Source organism: Yersinia intermedia (assembly GCF_900635455.1).
GTDB lineage: Bacteria > Pseudomonadota > Gammaproteobacteria > Enterobacterales > Enterobacteriaceae > Yersinia > Yersinia intermedia.
In genome coordinates, this window is record NZ_LR134116.1 from 601,860 (window position 1) to 618,646 (window position 16,787).

Below are 16,787 nucleotides of genomic sequence, written 5' to 3' on the forward strand. Positions count from 1 at the left end.
CCCCTTGATTAAGGATAGCGTTGCATCGACCCGTTGAACTCACAGCGACAAGCAGACATCGATTACTCTGTGGAATCTGCCAACCAATCTTCAATATAATGGAAAGGAACTGGGTATCGGTAACAGCGACAGGCGGTTAGAACCAATGGCGCTTTCCCTTTAATCACGGCTGACATTCTCTTAAACGAATCAGCATTATCACATTCTTGTGCAATGTGTTTTATTGCTAATTGTCCATTCATCGGGAAATCTGTTGACGCCGAGCCATGTGTGTCTGAGTTTGAGTACATGCTCTGTTCACTGTGTTGATTTGGATACCAGTACTGTAGCGTGCTATGTGTGAGTTTTTCAGAGGCAAATTCTTCCAAATCCTTGCTTAAAAAGTCTAATTTATACAGAGAGCAAAAGACCGCTAATAGAGGATATAAAATACTAGCCTCCGTAACTTTATTCTTATAAATATTGTCAGACTTATCTTTGTTTCTATGGTCAAGCAATTTTTCGTAAGAGTCATGTGTAACTGGATACATGCCATTGCTATCAAAAGAGAATATGCATCTATTAACCATTTCCGATAGCCAACTTCCCACGAATTCATCGAGCTCTGAATTATTTGAAAGCAACGATAGAGCCAACCCAATATCTATTGCCTGCGAATCTTTTTGTGGTGAGAGCAGCGTCGGATTATTAATAACCAATAGATTAATTAATTTTGTTATCTCCCTGAGCCGTATAGATAGCTTTTCTTGTTCTTTGCTTTCTCCATCAATAGGCGGGTTTTCTGCATAATTCTTAGTCAGTAAGTCTAAAATCCAGTGTCCCTTGATAGATAAACGTCCTAGCACATCAAAAAGTTTAAAGTTCACATCAATAGAACATGGGGAGTGAACCGCATGAGATAGAGCATATTTAAATTCCACATACGGACTTAAGCAGCGTTCGATATAGCAATCAGAGATTTGTTGGTAGGTATCTAAAATGCTATCAAATGATTTTGAAGACCGGTTCCTTCCAGTGTAATGATCTTTAACTTTATCCCAAGCCAACAGCAATGCTCGCTCTGATGAAAGGTAGGCAGATTCTAAATTCCCACCATCACGGCACCACGAAAATAAAACCCATAAACAGACGTTTATCCTTGTTATCGACGATGCAACAGAATCTTGATCAATAGCGCTTACCAGAACATCATTAATTAATAATGAGAAGTAATTGCTCGCACTCTCGGGTTCTTCAAGAAGAGCCAAAGATTTTCTTAATAAGGCCTGACTGGAACTAGGCAATAACTCTTCTTTCAACAAATGCTGTTGAATTAACTCAGATAATTTATCGCCATTCCACTCTTCAAAAGAAATATTACCTTGGGTGTTTCGTGCTTCATATCCAGACACCTCTTGCCTGATTCCTGAACTAACATCTCCACCAAAGCATAAGCAAATAACTATTTTCTTATCTCTATGTTCGGGTGGTAAACGACTTGGAATAAATGAATCCTGAATTTCATCTAAAGAAGGTCTGAGGGCTTGATCTGCGTTACCATTCCAAGTTTCACGCGTAAGGTTTCCAGATTTTACAGAGAATAAATAAACTTTTTTTTCTTCACCACTCACTCGGCCTACAGCAGCTATATCAACTCCATATTCTTTAACTCCACGAGTTGGTGAAATAAACACATTCATTTCCATACTGCTCAATAAATCTGGCAATATAGCATCTAATTCTGCTCTTTCTTTTAACGAAGCTAGGTACTGCTTAAGAATTAATTTCATCTTTCATTCTCTCAGCACGGCATTTTATCAAAAAATAATCTAACGATACGGGATCTACAACATTCAATCTTGGTATTTCAGTAGATTGAGAAAAGGTCTGCATTTGCATTTCCTGCCGCACGGAATCCCCATCGACTTGATGCAGGTAATAAATCGAACTGTTTCCATACAATAAAATTTTAGGTTTAGAAAACATTCTAAAAAATGAAGATTCCGATGCTTCTTCGTGAGCCTTTTGCATGCTTTTGTCAAAATCTTTCCAATAAGCTCTCAAATTTTCGGTGGGAGTTTTTAGTTCATTTATTTCAGATGCCTTTTCAATACCGATCTGATGGAATTTATGCTTTTCAAGTAAGCGTCCACATAGATGTTCCTGAATGCCGTTATCAATACATGACTGAAAGAATCTCGTGAGCTCTCTTGGATAACTTAAAAGCAAAGGGTAATACAAAATATCTTCAAGTTTCTTAATTGTGTTTGCCGAGGCAATCTCTGAAATGGACAGAATGAATCTTGCGGTTTCAATGGGTCTTGTAAATAACCACCCCATGACCTTGCGACTAATGAAAACTTGCTTCACATCATTATCTAGCAATGTCGTTTCTGCCTTTAGCTCAATTTCCTTTTCCGTGGCATCATGAATCAATTCCAAAATCCTTTGGCAAAAAAGTGCTTCTCCATTTAGAAGCCACTTTGTAATGAGGTGATTGAGTAATTCTTTATACTTATTAATTAACTCGTTAGAGAAATAGTCCAATGATTTAAATGTAACACCTACAGCTAAGATTGACTCCAATAATTCTACAGCAAGGGAGCGCTCCCCTTTCTTAACTAGTCTAACCAATATATGATCGATATTATCTATAATGCCTTTGTGCTCACAGGATACATTATTGAACTGTTTAAGCATGAGATGAAGAATGCTCTCTGGAAGAGCAACCCAATGAAAGGCTACAATGTTTGATATTATATAAAGAACCTCTGTAGATTCCCTCTTAACAAAAATAAGTAAAAACTCTTCTATTTGTGGCCAGTAAGATGGGAATTTCCCCCCGAATTGAAGTGTTGCCCTCAATATCGAAGCACAACAATCACTGTCACTCTCGCTAAAAGCATTGCTTCTGATTAGCTCCCAAATGGTGTCGGCCTTTTTTCCATCTACATCTAACATTCCCAAAGTAAAATAGGCTTGGTTTCTGACCACTTCATTTCTATTAGCAATCAGGCATTCTGTCGTGTGGATAGCTTCTATTACACTATCTGATCCGTATGCGAGGAGCGAACTGGACAGAAAGGGGGCGTAGGCATTCAACTCACTTTGTGCAAGGATAAATCCAATGCTATTTCTAGAGCGTTGCACTTCCACGCTACAGTAATGTTCATAGGCTTTATAAATCCCTCCTACAGCTGCATCTCTACCGGCCTGTTGCGCCAGGTGAACCAGACAATGAAGAACATCCTCAATCCTTGCATCTAGCGAAGGTAGCACGTTTTCAAAGGCATTTAGAATGGTGAAAAAATCTCTTCCGCAGGAGTTTTTATCAACACTTCTTACTATATTGATGATATCAATCACACCAGAGTTATGGAGTTCAGAAAGCGCCAATACCAAACTTGTTTCTTTGGTATGTAATTCTTGGACATATAAATCACTAACTAAAGCAAGCAGATCTTCTGCCATTTCACTTGCATTTAGCAACTTGCCCTTTGTTTCTTCTAACGACATTTCCCTTAACCTCACAAAACTGACGTTAAATCAGTACGTACTTTGTAAGATTAGAATAAATAGGTCAAATGGTAATCTCCCCGTTTCGTACATCATGATGCTCGTAACTTCCGCTTCTGGCACTCAGCAGACGATCGTATCCGAGAAGTATCTGAACGAAAAAATTTCATAATAGGTCTCGGAACAAATCCATTTTTCTAAACTTTTTCAGATAGATATTATCCCCATGCATCCTCCCGCATCCTCATTGGATTGCGGGATTTAACACTGTGATTGGGTATAAGTCACTGGGTCATTATTGACTTCGTTTTCTCATGCATTTTGCACTCGTATTGCCATCTGCCTGCTCGAATATAGCCACGACGTCTACCGTACCGAATCCAATGCCATCCTTACTACCTTTGATTAAGGAGTTTTGCCATGGAGAAACAACTGACTCTCTCTACACCGGAACTGCCGTTGACCTCACTGCGCACGATTAAGCGAGCCCTGAGTCTGCTTGACCAGCATCTGCGCGAGCCAGGTGTTGCATTCACCTCCACACAGGCTGCCCGCGACTGGCTTAGGCTAAAGATGGGCACCCTTGAGCGGGAGGAGTTTGTCGTGCTGTATCTCAACAACCAGAACCAGCTGCTTGCCCACGAAACGCTGTTCACCGGCACACTCAGTCACACCGAAGTCCATCCCCGTGAGGTGGTAAAACGTGCGCTGTACTTTAATGCAGCGGCAGTGATATTTGCCCACAATCACCCGTCCGGGGAGGTCGCCCCGAGCCAGGCAGACAAGGCCATTACCCAGCGACTGGTACAGGCGCTGATGCTGGTCGAAATCCGGGTGCCAGACCATCTGATTGTCGGCGGCAGGCAAATATTCTCATTCGCCGAACATGGCCTTATTTAACAGGAATAGAATAATGAATAAAGACGCTACCCAGACATGGGGTCTTAAACGAGACATCACTCCGTGCTTCGGAGCCCGACTGGTGCAGGAAGGTCATCGTCTGCATTTTCTGGCGGACCGGGCAGGATTCAACGTTTCGTTCAGCGAGATGCAGGCCCGAGATCTGGAGGAAGCCTTTCCGCATTTTGTCGCGCATATGGAATTGATGCTGCTCTCCGGTGAGTTGAATCCTTGGTGCGCGCACTGCGTCACACTGTACCGTAACGGGTTAACCTGTGAAGCCGACACGCTGGGTAGTTATGGGTATGTATATATCGCAATTTATCCCTCAAATCTGGTTAAAGCCTGATTTTTAACATCATCCCTGCATCGTAACCCTTCAAACATTTTCTACCTTTATTGAGAGACTCAACTCATGCAAATCTCAACTGTACCGGCCACGGTGCTGGTTTCGTCACGTCTGTCGCCCGTGCAGGTCTGGCAGCAACTGTTAACGTATCTGCTGGAACACCATTACGGCCTGACGCTTAACGATACGCCATTTCATGATGACGCATCCATACAGGAACATATCGAAGCGGGAATAACGCTTGCGGATGCAGTGAATTTCCTGGTGGAACGTTATGAGTTGGTGCGTACTGACCGCAAAGGATTCACCTGGCAGCAGCAGACACCGTTCCTGACCGCTACCGATATTCTCAGAGCAAAGCGAGCTACCGGATTAATGAATACGTAAATTCTTCGAGCTTCGTTCCTGATTTTTACCTCTGAACTTCCCACCCTTTTTATTCATCGCATAATGCGCCTGCCACTCCCGGCAGGCGTGTTTGCTTTTATGGACGATTGACGATGCAAACAGAACCCGATGTATTAACGGAACACAACGAACTCATCTGTTCGACCAGTATCGAACGTGTAGTCACTGGACGCGATTCCGCACTAAAACAGATCGAACAACTCATTCAACAGCTTGATGACATTTCACGGCTGACCTCAGAAATTGGCGGTGGCACAGCGCAAGATTGGGCGATGAAGTCCGGGCACCGCTACGATAGCTGGCTGACTGAGAAGGTTGATAAAGCGATGCCTGCCATCACCCGCAATATTGACCGCAGTATCTGGCGCGATTTGATGCTGAAGTCCGGCATGATGGCCTTGATGGATGCTCAGGCCCGTGACCAGTGGCATAAGAACCTGGAGGAGGGCGACCTTCCTGCAATCAGCGAGGCGAATATTCTCAGCACCTTTGAGCAGTTACATCTGAACAAAATGGATGTCTTCGAACGTGGCATCATCAACGTGTTCAAAGGTCTGTCGTGGGATTATAAAACCAATAGTCCCTGTAGCTTTGGTAAAAAGATCATCATCATCGTCAACAATCTGGTTACGCATAACCGCTGGGGATTTAGTCTGAACTGGGGCTGGCGGCGGGATCAACTAGCGGACCTGGAGAGAATGTTGTTTCTGCTCGATGGCAAACCGATACCCGACAACCGTGGCGATGTCACTACACGGTTGATGGATCATATTCGGGACAACCCTTCAAAGGATGTTTACGAAGATGATTTTTTCAGTATCCGTTACTTTCAGAAGGGAACAGCGCACATCACTTTTAAACGGTGCGATCTGACAGAAAAGATGAATGATATCGTGGCGAAGCACTATCCGGGGATGCTGGCAGCGAGATGAAGAGGGCAGGGAGGTAATTCCTTACCTGACCCATTACCTGACCAGATCCGTATAAAACGAAAAAGGAGTCAGATGATTTTTCATCTAACTCCTTGTTTTATTTGGTGGCCCCTGCTGGACTTGAACCAGCGACCAAGCGATTATGAGTCGCGTGCTCTAACCAACTGAGCTAAGGGGCCAGACTTGGGCGCTGATTATACGGTAGTTTTTATCCTGCGGTCTAGAGCTGATAAATTAGATGGCTGTTTTATGCACAAATTTAAGGTTTTTTACGTACATAGCAGGTGATTGTATGCAGATTTTAGCTTGGGGATAGGTTTTTTTCGGCTAAAAAGAAAAACCCCGGCATGCCGGGGTTTTTGTGTGTTTGCTGCTGTCGCTAACGATTAATCGTCCAGGAAGCTGCGCAACACTTCAGAGCGGCTTGGATGGCGCAGTTTACGCAATGCCTTGGCTTCGATCTGACGAATACGCTCACGGGTTACGTCGAACTGTTTGCCCACTTCTTCCAGAGTGTGGTCAGTGTTCATATCGATACCGAAACGCATACGCAGAACTTTCGCTTCACGAGCGGTCAGGCCAGCTAACACATCGTGAGTGGCAGAGCGCAGGCTCTCTGACGTTGCAGAGTCCAGCGGTAGTTCCAGAGTGGTATCTTCAATGAAATCGCCCAGATGTGAATCTTCATCATCACCGATCGGGGTTTCCATTGAGATTGGCTCTTTGGCAATCTTCAGCACTTTACGGATCTTGTCTTCCGGCATTAGCATGCGTTCAGCCAGTTCTTCCGGCGTTGGCTCACGGCCCATCTCTTGCAGCATCTGGCGTGAGATACGGTTGAGTTTGTTAATCGTCTCAATCATATGTACCGGAATACGAATGGTACGCGCCTGGTCCGCGATAGAGCGGGTAATAGCCTGACGAATCCACCACGTTGCGTAAGTTGAGAACTTATAACCACGGCGGTATTCGAACTTATCTACTGCTTTCATCAGACCGATATTGCCTTCCTGAATTAAATCGAGGAATTGCAGACCACGGTTGGTGTATTTTTTCGCAATAGAGATAACCAAACGCAGGTTAGCTTCAACCATTTCTTTCTTGGCACGGCGCGCTTTCGCTTCACCGATAGACATACGGCGGTTGATATCTTTCACTTGCTCAATTGTCAGACCGGTTTCTTCTTCGATCTGGCGCAGTTTCTGCAAGCTACGTTGAACATCATCCGAGACATCTTTCAGTTTTTCAGACCATGGTTTACCCATCGCAATGGCTGCTGCAAACCAAGTGTCGCTGGTTTCATTGCTGGCAAACAGAGTAACGAAGTTTTTCTTCGGCATTTTGCACTGCTCAACACACAGCTTCATGATGATACGTTCTTGAGTACGAACGCGATCCATCATGGTACGCATGTTGTTGACCAGATAGTCGAATTGCTTCGGTACCAGGCGGAACTGTTTGAACACTTCAGACAACTTCAGAATTTCAGCAGCAGCATTGGCGTGGCTACGACCATTTTTCTTGATTTCCATGCGTGCGTTTTCGTACTGCTCACGCAAATCGCTGAATTTCTGGCGTGCCAGCTCTGGATCGATGCTGTTGTCGTCTTCTTCTTCGTCTTCGTCTTCATCTTCGTCGTCGTCATCATCCATCTCTGCGGTGGATAATTCAGAACCAACGTGAGTCGCCGTCGGCGCAATATCTTCTTCGGCGTTTGGATCAACAAAGCCGTTGATCAGGTCAGATAAACGGGCTTCACCCGCTTCAACGCGATCATATTGTTCTAACAGATAAGTAATCGCTTCAGGGTATTCAGCAACTGAACACTGAACCTGATTGATACCGTCTTCAATACGTTTGGCGATATCAATCTCGCCTTCACGTGTTAACAGCTCAACGGTACCCATTTCACGCATGTACATACGCACCGGGTCGGTAGTACGCCCGATTTCGGATTCAACACTGGATAACACCTGCGCAGCAGCTTCTGCCGCGTCATCGTCGGTATCAGTGGTGTTCTCGGCCAGCATCAAATCATCGGCATCAGGTGCTTCTTCCAGCACTTGGATGCCCATGTCATTAATCATCTGGATGATGTCTTCGATCTGATCGGAATCGACGATATCTTCCGGCAGATGGTCATTGACCTCAGCATAGGTCAGATAGCCTTGCTCCTTACCACGGGTGACAAGTAGCTTTAGCTGTGACTGCGGGTTTTGCTCCATAAGACGGTATCCACACTTCAGAGTATTTGGGTTGGTGTCGGTCGGCGAAACCGCCAACAATAGCATTTGGGGCCTTTTTTTGTCGCCGCTGCCCGCTATGGCGGCATATTGCGGGGAGTCGCCCCCACATTTATCGGCAATTAAGCCGTTGGGTGTTTCATTTTTTTCTGGCTAATGCCAGATTCAAAGACCAAAGCTCTTTACGTTCTTCGGCGTTTAATCCATGTGTCCGTTCACGCGCTATCAGGGTTTCCTGGCGTTGCTCCAAGATGGAGTCATACAGGCTCGCTAGCGTGTCGACAAAAGTCGGTTCGACCATATCCTCAACAATCATGTGGTTCCATGTTGCGAGAGTTTCAAGCTGTTGGCTGAATTTATTATCCCGATACAGTTCCAGTAACTGCCCGGTTGTCAGTCCCGGCTGGGCCAGACAAGTATCAACCAACTCAATAAATAACGGTAAACCTGCTAACTTGGCTTGTTCGACGCCCTGTAGTGAGGGAATAAGTGTAGCCAGTTGTGGGTTTTGTACCAGTAGCCCTATAAGTATACGCATGGTTGTGCGTTTTAGCTGGGGCGGTTGGTAGGTATTCGTGTTTTCAGCCTGTTTTGGCATCAGTTTATCGAGCTGGCTATCATCAAGCAGGCCTAACTTATTACCCAGTTGCTGACGCAGATAAAGACGCAAGGTCTCACCAGGTACCTGACTGATTAAAGGTAGTGCCAGAGTGCTTAACTTGGCGCGCCCGTCGGGGCTGCTCAAATCCACCTGTGGCATCAACGTTTCGAACAAGAAGGTTGAGAGTGGTTGCGCCACTTCCATCCGCTGTTCAAATGCATCTTTCCCTTCTTTACGTACCAGAGTGTCTGGGTCTTCGCCGTCGGGCAAAAACATAAAGCGTAGCTGACGCCCGTCATTTAGATAGGGCAGCGCCGTTTCTAATGCTCGCCAGGCGGCATCTCTACCTGCCCGATCACCGTCGTAACAACAAATTACGTTATCGGTAGCGCGGAATAATAATTGAATATGCTCCGCAGTGGTCGCGGTCCCCAGTGAGGCAACAGCATAATCAATGCCAAATTGCGCGAGTGCTACCACATCCATATAACCTTCCACCACGAGTAAACGCGTGGGGTTGGGATGATTCACTTGCGCTTCATACAAGCCGTATAACTGCCGACCCTTATGAAAAATTTCTGTTTCTGGGGAGTTTAGATACTTTGGTACTCCATCACCCAGAATTCGCCCACCAAAAGCGATAACCCGCCCGCGCTTATCGCGGATAGGGAACATGACGCGCTCACGAAAACGATCGTAAGTCCGCCCTGTATCATTAGTCACCAGCATTCCAGCATCGTTCAGCGCGGTGCGGCTCTCACCATCACGACCAAAACGTTTTAAGGCATTGTCCCAACCTGGGGGGGCAAAACCAATAGCAAAATGTTGGATGATTTCTTCACTCAAACCGCGGTTCTTAAGATATTCGCGTGCTTGATTGGCGCTCGAGCCTTTGAGTGACTGTTGATAGAATGCACTAAGGCTTTCCATCAGTTGATAAAGACTTTGTCGTTGATGACGTTCGATCTGGGTGGTGCCGGTTCCTGCCTCGTAAGGCACTTCCAGCCCATGCATGGTGGCCAATTCCTCAATACTTTCGACAAACTCGAGTCTGTCGTAATTCATCAGGAAATCAACAGCATTACCATGTGCGCCACAGCCGAAACAGTGATAAAACTGCTTTTCGCCGTTAACAGTGAATGAGGGTGTTTTCTCATGATGGAACGGACAGCACGCATGGTAATTTTTGCCTTGTTTCTTCAACTTTACCCGTGCATCGATAAGATCGACGATGTCGGTGCGAGCCAGCAAGTCATTGATAAATACGCGTGGAATTCGTCCAGCCATAAGCCCCTATTCGATCAGTCCATAAACGAGAACAAGCCGCGCATTCCTTTCGGAAAGCACGGCCTTCGTATGCAACTACTCGATCTGCGCGTTCTTAGAACATAAAAAACTACGCGGTGGGGTTACCCCCGAAGAATTAATACAGACGAGTGCGGCGTGCGTTTTCGCGAGCCAATTTCTTCGCGTGACGTTTTACAGCAGAAGCTTTAGCGCGTTTACGTTCGGTAGTCGGTTTTTCATAGAACTCACGACGACGGACTTCAGCTAAAACACCTGCTTTTTCGCAAGAGCGTTTAAAACGACGAAGAGCTACGTCGAATGGCTCGTTTTCACGTACTTTAATTACCGGCATGTGCCTCTCACCTCAATAGAAATCGGTTTGCTGCTGGCCAATCGCCAGCCTTCTCAAAATGGTGCGGAATTTTACTTCAATGGATGCTGCTTTGTAAAGCACCACAGCAAATTGAAACAGGCACGCCCCTGTGATGTCGCCCCCGTTCTTTACAAGAAAGTTGGTGCCGAGGGTGCGACGGTCGCTGATTATATACTAAACAGGCCTTGTGATCGAATTTATCAACATTTTTTTCAAATGTGAAAACGATCAACAACATTCATGCAGTCGGATTGTTCAAATTGCCTGTTTGTCGGCCAATTTAGGATCAGAAGTCATGACGGGCTGTACTGTTATGCTAAACTATCGGCCGCACGTGAATGATGGGAAATGTAATGCGAGTTTTGGGTATAGAGACGTCCTGCGATGAAACCGGGATTGCAGTGTATGACGATGAAACCGGTCTGTTAGCTAACCAATTGTACAGTCAGGTTAAATTGCATGCTGATTATGGCGGTGTAGTGCCTGAACTGGCTTCCCGTGATCATGTGCGCAAGACTGTGCCACTGATTCAGGCTGCGTTGAAAGAAGCCAATCTGAGCGCTAAAGACATTGATGGCGTGGCGTATACCGCAGGCCCTGGTTTGGTTGGCGCATTGTTGGTCGGGGCGACAGTCGGCCGCGCATTGGCATTTGCGTGGGGGGTTCCGGCAGTGCCGGTCCACCATATGGAAGGCCACCTATTGGCACCAATGTTGGAAGATAACGCACCAGAGTTCCCGTTTGTCGCGCTGCTGGTATCCGGCGGTCACACTCAGTTGATTAGCGTGACGGGGATTGGTGAGTATCTGCTATTAGGGGAATCTGTCGATGATGCGGCAGGTGAAGCCTTTGATAAAACAGCAAAATTATTAGGTTTGGACTATCCCGGAGGGCCGATGTTGTCGCGTATGGCACAACAGGGTACGGCGGGGCGTTTTACCTTCCCGCGCCCAATGACCGATCGCCCTGGGCTGGATTTCAGTTTTTCTGGTTTGAAAACGTTTGCTGCAAATACTATCCGAGCTAACGGTACCGATGATCAGACCCGCGCTGATATCGCTCGTGCATTTGAAGATGCGGTGGTTGATACGCTGGCGATTAAATCCAAACGCGCGCTGGATAAGACCGGTTTCAAACGTTTGGTCATTGCCGGCGGCGTCAGTGCAAACCGCACTTTACGTTCAAAACTGGCGGAGATGATGCAAAAACGGGGCGGTGAAGTGTTTTACGCCCGGCCAGAGTTTTGTACCGATAATGGCGCGATGATCGCCTATGCTGGGTTGATCAGGCTGAAAAGTGGTGTGAACAGCGAGTTGAGTGTTTCGGTTAGGCCGCGGTGGCCGTTAGCCGAGTTGCCGAAAGTCTGAGCGGGGCTGTGGCGGTGTTGCTGCGTCATCTCGTGATGCTCACATACTGATGTATGCTCCGCTCTCTCAATTCCTTGCGCCTTGCCTCGCTCCCGCTCAGCCATTCTAAGATTGGTGCTGGCAGTCTGAGCGGGGCTGTGGCGGTGTTGCTGCGTCATCTCGTGATGCTCACATACTGATGTATGCTCCGCTCTCTCAATTCCTTTGCGCCTTGCCTCGCTCAGCCATTCTCGTTTTGAGGAAAATCAATCTTCTTTCTGTTCCAACTCTGCGGCTTCTTCGGCCGGGGTTTTCTGCTTTTTCTTTCTGAGCTTATCCCAGATTTTACTTTCTTTGCCGCGCCATAAACGTTGAATATTATCGTGGTGACGCATCAGAATCAGACAAGAGAGCATGGCAACCGGGAAGGTGAATTGTGGTTTAAACCACCAAACGTAGAAGGGAGCGATCAGAGCACTGATAATTGCGCCTAAAGAAGAATACCCACTCAATAACACCGTTAGTAGCCAAGTACCGGTCATCAGGCCGGTCAGATCCCAGCCAATGGGTGCGATGGCACCGAAAGCGGTTGCAACACCCTTGCCACCTTTAAAATGGAAAAAGACCGGATAGATGTGACCAAGGCAGGCAGCGATAGCGGTCAAGCCCAGATACAGGGGGGAAACGTGCAGTAGGTAAGCAATCCAAACGGGCAACATGCCTTTCAGCACATCGAAAATCAGCACTGTTGCTGCGGCTGCGCGACCACCGATGCGCAGTACGTTGGTTGCACCGGGATTACCGGAGCCATGTTCACGCGGATCTGGCAGCTTAGCAACCCGACACACCAGGATTGCACTGGAAATAGAGCCACACATATACGCGAAGATAATCATGCCAAGCGCGATAGCACTCATAACACCGCCCTGTTGAATAATGATCGTTTTAATCGCAACATCAGTGGATAATACGCATATTCCGCTGGAAGTGGTATCCGGCAGGCGCAAAAACAGAGAATGACGTGATGGACATCGTATTTATTGAAGAACTTAGTGTCATAACCACCATCGGTGTTTATGACTGGGAGCAGACCATCCAGCAGAAGCTGGTGTTCGATATCGAAATGGGCTGGGATAATCGTAAAGCTGCTGCCAGTGATGATGTGAATGATTGCTTGAGCTATGCAGATATCAGTGATGCGGTGATACACCATGTAGAGTCACAGCGCTTTGCCCTGGTTGAACGGGTGGCAGAAGAGATAGCCGAGCTACTATTAGTGCGTTTCCAATCACCGTGGGTGCGGATTAAGGTCAGTAAACCGGGGGCGGTGGCACAAGCCCGTAATGTCGGTGTGCTCATTGAGCGTGGTCAGCGGCCTAACTGATTTTTTTTGTGTCGTGATGACATAAAAGTGCAATCCTGAATAGATAATGTAGTCTGATTGTATGGTGTGATAATTATCGAATTTGAACGGCATTGTTTTTTTAGCATATGGTTTTGTTAATCGTCTGCTGTGTAACATTGCCGTTTTTTGTGTTTTCTATTACATGGCATTGGGTATCGTAGATGACGGATATGTATTCGCTGTTTGTGGCTGTTGTTTTAGGTGTGGTTGAGGGATTGACGGAGTTTTTACCCGTATCATCCACTGGGCATATGATTATCGTTGGTGAGCTATTGGGCTTTACCGGCGACAAGGCAAAAACCTTTGAAGTCATCATTCAGTTAGGGTCGATTCTGGCGGTTGTCGTGGTGTTCTGGCGGCGGTTATTTGGCCTGATTGGTATCCATTTTGGTGCAGTACCTCATGAGGGAAAAACCAGCGGCCATCTGACATTGGGCCATATTTTACTGGCAATGATCCCTGCCGTGGTGCTGGGGTTGGTATTCCATGATGTCATCAAATCGCTGTTTGATCCGAGAAATGTCATGTATGCCTTGGTGGCGGGTGGGGTACTTTTACTGGTCGCCGAAGGGTTCAAACCTAAAAACCCGAAGTCGGTTGGTTTGGATGATATTACTTACCGCCAGGCTTTCGCGATTGGCTGCTTCCAGTGTCTGGCCTTGTGGCCGGGGTTCTCCCGTTCTGGTGCCACCATTTCTGGCGGTATGTTGGTCGGCGTTAACCGTTATGCCGCGTCTGAGTTCTCCTTCATCCTGGCGGTGCCGATGATGATCGGGGCCAGTGGGCTGGATCTTTATAAGAGCCTGCATTTCCTGACGTTAGGTGATTTGCCGATGTTTGCCGTCGGGTTTATCACGGCATTTATCGTCGCTCTGATTGCTATCAAAACCTTCCTTTCACTGATTAAACGCATCTCTTTTGTACCTTTCGCCATCTATCGCTTTGTGGTCGCGGCAGCCGTGTATTGGGTGTTTATGTAACATACCCGTTATACTTCAAGCTGCATGTGCGTTGGCTACGTTCATCACCCGAATCACTTACTCATGTAAGCTCATCGGGTTCTCTCGCTTGCCGCCTTCCTGCAACTCGAATTATTTAGGGTATAAAAAGTGCCGCTAAATATAAAAAAAGCCCTGATTAATCAGGGCTTTTTTTTATCAGTGATTTTATTCTGATGTGATTACTTGTGCTTGTTTCCATTGTGCTAATGCTTGTTGGCGGCGGCGTTTTAGTTCGTCGCGAATAGCCAACCCTTGTAACCCGCTGGCTACCACTTCCTGCACTGACACGCTGTTGGCAACATGGTATGCGGCTCGTAGATAGTCCCCCTGTGGATAGGGGTTTTCTTCAAATCCGGTACGGCCACGGGCATCTGCCTCACTGGTCATAATCATTTGCTCAAGGCGTTCTGGTTTGCGCCACACATCAATTGCATCGAACAGTTTGAGCAGGGTTTCGGGGCGGAGCTTATTCACCGTATGGATAAGATCATGGTATTCCGCCACCAGTTTCGCCAAGTCACGTATCGGATTCGGTACCCGTAAGCGTTGACATAGCTGTTCAACCAATTTAACCCCAGCCGGACCGTGGCCGTGGTGGTGCGGCCAAAATTCTTTCGGTGTCAGACCCTTACCTAAATCATGGCAGAGAGCGGCAAAACGGATATCAACCTCAGGGCTGAGTTGAGCCGCAATTGCCAATGTCATCAGCGTATGGATCCCAGTATCAATTTCTGGATGCCACTTTTCGGGGGCGGGTACGCCAAATAAACGCTCAATTTCTGGGAATAGCACCACCAGCGCACCGCAATCACGTAACACCTGAAAATAGATCTGTGGGCTTTGCGTTTTCAGCGCTTTCTCGGTTTCTTTCCATACTCGCTCTGGCGTCAGTGCCGATAGCTCGCCACTTTGTGCCATGGCCGCCATTAAAGATTGAGTCTCGGTGGCGATGCTAAAACCTAAATGAGCAAAACGAGCGGCGAAACGGGCAACTCGTAAAACACGTAATGGATCTTCACCAAAGGCGTCGGAGACATGACGCAGCACTCTGTTTTCTAAATCTTGTTGGCCGTGGTAGGGATCAATCAATTCCCCATCAGCGCTACGGGCAATGGCATTGATAGTCAAATCGCGGCGCAATAAATCCTCTTCCAGTGTGACATCTGGCGCGGCGTAGCAGGTAAAACCGGTGTAACCTGCGCCGGATTTGCGCTCGGTACGAGCCAGTGCGTACTCTTCATGGCTGACTGGGTGCAGAAAAACGGGGAAGTCTTTACCGACCTGCTGATAACCCTGTGTGAGTAACTGTTCCGGGGTGCACCCCACCACGACCCAATCCTGTTCGGTGACCGGCAGATTTAATAGGCTATCGCGTACCGCGCCGCCGACCAGATAGATTTTCATGTTAACCCTTCGTTCTTGACGTTATAGCGTTGTTAGCTGCTCACTTGAATCACATTTTGCCGCCTGGCGATACCGCCAATGACTGTGGGCTTGGCGCTGGAGACAAAGGTTTATTTCAGTATAGTTGGGGATGAGGGCAGATTAAACAAGCAGGCCACCCTGACGGGCAGCCGAACGCGTCGATTTTACCGTTTGATTAAACTGCTATCAGTTCATCCAGCGGTTGTTCTTTTTGCGGCTTGGGATCAGATGTGGCAATACCAGGCCGAGAAGCAAGCCGATACCGGCAACACCGCCACCGTACATAAACCATTGCAGGATAATGGTACGCTGTTTGTCATCTAATTGCAGATTCACGGCGCTGACTTTCTTCTGAGCAACCACTAACTGATTTTTAAGTGACTCATTTTCTTTTTGCAGTTCAGAAATCACGCTATCGCTGGCAGCCACTTTCTGCTGCATTTCAGCGGTGCGCTGATTCCAGCTATTATCAATATTAGCCAGCTTATCTGTCAGGGTTTTGACTTGTTGTTCAAGGTCAGGTACCCGAATGCGTAAACTGGGTGTTTCACTCAATTGACTAAGCGGGATCCAAGTTGTTTTCCCTTTACTGTCACGAATTTGCCCATAACTTGTGCTGTCATCAACGCTTATCAGGGTAACTTCATCCCCGCCTTTTAGCGTGCCAACAATACGATATTGGTTACCGGGACCGCTATGAACGTAGGTATCCAGCTCATCAGAGATGTAGCGTTTTTCTTCAGCGTGCGCGCCCCAGGAGATACTGAGACTGAGTATCGCGAGGCAAATTAGGCGTATTTTCAGCATTAGAGAGTCATTTATGAGTGAATTTATGGAACGATAGTAGTGTGTTCAGTTTGCCGACGCAACGCATAAACCGGAATGAGAACTATCTTACTCTCATAGCCAGCGCGGCTTTAGCCACTTTGTTGTTCATTTTAACCGCACTAAAAATTTGTCTTATGAAGCCTTATGGCAGACCTGTTAAAATAGGGGTTGACTCAGGGCTGCCGCGCGGCTTT

The 16,787-nt window shown here is 46.9% G+C and carries 15 protein-coding genes and 1 tRNA gene; 7 read left to right on the forward strand and 9 right to left on the reverse strand.

Annotated features, from left to right (window positions below):
* Nucleotides 1–62: 62 nt before the first annotated feature.
* Together EL015_RS02760 and EL015_RS02765 are read right to left on the reverse strand one after the other, a co-directional pair.
* Nucleotides 63–1,769 carry a hypothetical protein gene (locus tag EL015_RS02760; RefSeq protein ID WP_032907453.1) on the reverse strand — a complete coding sequence of 569 codons (1,707 nt, stop codon included), beginning with the start codon at nucleotides 1,767–1,769 and terminating at the stop codon, nucleotides 63–65.
* Entirely contained in the window at nucleotides 1,753–3,495 is a 1,743-nt protein-coding gene (locus tag EL015_RS02765; protein ID WP_005190390.1) for a hypothetical protein, read from the reverse strand. Before EL015_RS02765 ends, EL015_RS02760 begins: the two co-directional genes overlap by 17 nt.
* A 420-nt stretch (nucleotides 3,496–3,915) precedes the next feature.
* Here EL015_RS02765 and radC point away from each other — a divergent pair, with 420 nt between their 5' ends.
* The 4 genes from radC to EL015_RS02785 all read left to right on the forward strand — a co-directional run bounded on the left by radC (nucleotide 3,916) and on the right by EL015_RS02785 (nucleotide 6,084).
* Nucleotides 3,916–4,395, forward strand: coding sequence for a RadC family protein (gene radC, locus EL015_RS02770; protein WP_005190387.1), 480 nt, complete (start codon nucleotides 3,916–3,918; stop codon nucleotides 4,393–4,395).
* 13 nt (nucleotides 4,396–4,408) lie between these two features.
* Complete coding sequence (locus EL015_RS02775; protein WP_032907452.1) at nucleotides 4,409–4,744, forward strand: type IV toxin-antitoxin system YeeU family antitoxin; 336 nt, start codon at nucleotides 4,409–4,411, stop codon at nucleotides 4,742–4,744.
* 66 nt (nucleotides 4,745–4,810) lie between these two features.
* Nucleotides 4,811–5,131 (forward strand): TA system toxin CbtA family protein, encoded by a 321-nt coding sequence (locus EL015_RS02780; RefSeq protein WP_005190380.1) that lies wholly within the window; start codon nucleotides 4,811–4,813, stop codon nucleotides 5,129–5,131.
* Between the two features lie 113 nt (nucleotides 5,132–5,244).
* The gene (locus tag EL015_RS02785; protein WP_005190376.1) at nucleotides 5,245–6,084 is read left to right on the forward strand and encodes a DUF4942 domain-containing protein; all 840 of its coding nucleotides are present in this window, start codon (nucleotides 5,245–5,247) and stop codon (nucleotides 6,082–6,084) included.
* 102 nt (nucleotides 6,085–6,186) lie between these two features.
* Here the strand turns inward: EL015_RS02785 and EL015_RS02790 are convergent.
* The 4 genes from EL015_RS02790 to rpsU all read right to left on the reverse strand — a co-directional run bounded on the left by EL015_RS02790 (nucleotide 6,187) and on the right by rpsU (nucleotide 10,567).
* A tRNA-Ile gene (locus EL015_RS02790) sits at nucleotides 6,187–6,263 on the reverse strand.
* Nucleotides 6,264–6,470: 207 nt separating this feature from the next.
* Complete coding sequence (gene rpoD, locus EL015_RS02795; protein ID WP_005190373.1) at nucleotides 6,471–8,309, reverse strand: RNA polymerase sigma factor RpoD; 1,839 nt, start codon at nucleotides 8,307–8,309, stop codon at nucleotides 6,471–6,473.
* Nucleotides 8,310–8,466: 157 nt separating this feature from the next.
* Complete coding sequence (gene dnaG / locus EL015_RS02800; RefSeq protein ID WP_005190369.1) at nucleotides 8,467–10,215, reverse strand: DNA primase; 1,749 nt, start codon at nucleotides 10,213–10,215, stop codon at nucleotides 8,467–8,469.
* Between the two features lie 136 nt (nucleotides 10,216–10,351).
* A complete protein-coding gene (rpsU, locus tag EL015_RS02805) occupies nucleotides 10,352–10,567 on the reverse strand; it encodes a 30S ribosomal protein S21 (RefSeq protein WP_001144069.1) in 216 nt (71 codons plus the stop codon).
* A gap of 374 nt (nucleotides 10,568–10,941) precedes the next feature.
* Here rpsU and tsaD point away from each other — a divergent pair, with 374 nt between their 5' ends.
* Nucleotides 10,942–11,955: a tRNA (adenosine(37)-N6)-threonylcarbamoyltransferase complex transferase subunit TsaD gene (tsaD, locus tag EL015_RS02810; RefSeq protein ID WP_032907451.1), complete on the forward strand. Its 1,014-nt coding sequence runs from the start codon at nucleotides 10,942–10,944 to the stop codon at nucleotides 11,953–11,955.
* Nucleotides 11,956–12,200: 245 nt separating this feature from the next.
* Here the strand turns inward: tsaD and plsY are convergent, their stop codons facing one another.
* Nucleotides 12,201–12,851 (reverse strand): glycerol-3-phosphate 1-O-acyltransferase PlsY, encoded by a 651-nt coding sequence (plsY, locus tag EL015_RS02815; protein ID WP_032907450.1) that lies wholly within the window; start codon nucleotides 12,849–12,851, stop codon nucleotides 12,201–12,203.
* A gap of 107 nt (nucleotides 12,852–12,958) precedes the next feature.
* On the opposite strand from plsY, the gene folB reads away from it, so the two are divergent.
* Together folB and bacA are read left to right on the forward strand one after the other, a co-directional pair.
* The gene (gene folB, locus EL015_RS02820) at nucleotides 12,959–13,318 is read left to right on the forward strand and encodes a bifunctional dihydroneopterin aldolase/7,8-dihydroneopterin epimerase (protein WP_005190360.1); all 360 of its coding nucleotides are present in this window, start codon (nucleotides 12,959–12,961) and stop codon (nucleotides 13,316–13,318) included.
* Between the two features lie 182 nt (nucleotides 13,319–13,500).
* Entirely contained in the window at nucleotides 13,501–14,319 is an 819-nt protein-coding gene (gene bacA, locus EL015_RS02825; RefSeq protein WP_032907448.1) for an undecaprenyl-diphosphate phosphatase, read from the forward strand.
* 186 nt (nucleotides 14,320–14,505) lie between these two features.
* Here the strand turns inward: bacA and EL015_RS02830 are convergent, their stop codons facing one another.
* Together EL015_RS02830 and EL015_RS02835 are read right to left on the reverse strand one after the other, a co-directional pair.
* Nucleotides 14,506–15,744, reverse strand: coding sequence for a multifunctional CCA addition/repair protein (locus EL015_RS02830; RefSeq protein ID WP_005188332.1), 1,239 nt, complete (start codon nucleotides 15,742–15,744; stop codon nucleotides 14,506–14,508).
* A 207-nt stretch (nucleotides 15,745–15,951) separates the two neighbouring features.
* A complete protein-coding gene (locus EL015_RS02835) occupies nucleotides 15,952–16,572 on the reverse strand; it encodes a TIGR04211 family SH3 domain-containing protein (RefSeq protein WP_005188330.1) in 621 nt (206 codons plus the stop codon).
* Between the last annotated feature and the right edge of the window lie 215 nt (nucleotides 16,573–16,787).

Bases quoted from the DNA above. Each gene is read 5' to 3' on its own strand.
- EL015_RS02760 (WP_032907453.1), bottom strand. From the start codon at position 1,769: ATGAAATTAATTCTTAAGCAGTACCTAGCTTCGTTAAAAGAAAGAGCA.
- EL015_RS02765 (WP_005190390.1), bottom strand. From the start codon at position 3,495: ATGTCGTTAGAAGAAACAAAGGGCAAGTTGCTAAATGCAAGTGAAATG.
- radC (WP_005190387.1), top strand. From the start codon at position 3,916: ATGGAGAAACAACTGACTCTCTCTACACCGGAACTGCCGTTGACCTCA.
- EL015_RS02775 (WP_032907452.1), top strand. From the start codon at position 4,409: ATGAATAAAGACGCTACCCAGACATGGGGTCTTAAACGAGACATCACT.
- EL015_RS02780 (WP_005190380.1), top strand. From the start codon at position 4,811: ATGCAAATCTCAACTGTACCGGCCACGGTGCTGGTTTCGTCACGTCTG.
- EL015_RS02785 (WP_005190376.1), top strand. From the start codon at position 5,245: ATGCAAACAGAACCCGATGTATTAACGGAACACAACGAACTCATCTGT.
- rpoD (WP_005190373.1), bottom strand. From the start codon at position 8,309: ATGGAGCAAAACCCGCAGTCACAGCTAAAGCTACTTGTCACCCGTGGT.
- dnaG (WP_005190369.1), bottom strand. From the start codon at position 10,215: ATGGCTGGACGAATTCCACGCGTATTTATCAATGACTTGCTGGCTCGC.
- rpsU (WP_001144069.1), bottom strand. From the start codon at position 10,567: ATGCCGGTAATTAAAGTACGTGAAAACGAGCCATTCGACGTAGCTCTT.
- tsaD (WP_032907451.1), top strand. From the start codon at position 10,942: ATGCGAGTTTTGGGTATAGAGACGTCCTGCGATGAAACCGGGATTGCA.
- plsY (WP_032907450.1), bottom strand. From the start codon at position 12,851: ATGAGTGCTATCGCGCTTGGCATGATTATCTTCGCGTATATGTGTGGC.
- folB (WP_005190360.1), top strand. From the start codon at position 12,959: ATGGACATCGTATTTATTGAAGAACTTAGTGTCATAACCACCATCGGT.
- bacA (WP_032907448.1), top strand. From the start codon at position 13,501: ATGACGGATATGTATTCGCTGTTTGTGGCTGTTGTTTTAGGTGTGGTT.
- EL015_RS02830 (WP_005188332.1), bottom strand. From the start codon at position 15,744: ATGAAAATCTATCTGGTCGGCGGCGCGGTACGCGATAGCCTATTAAAT.
- EL015_RS02835 (WP_005188330.1), bottom strand. From the start codon at position 16,572: ATGCTGAAAATACGCCTAATTTGCCTCGCGATACTCAGTCTCAGTATC.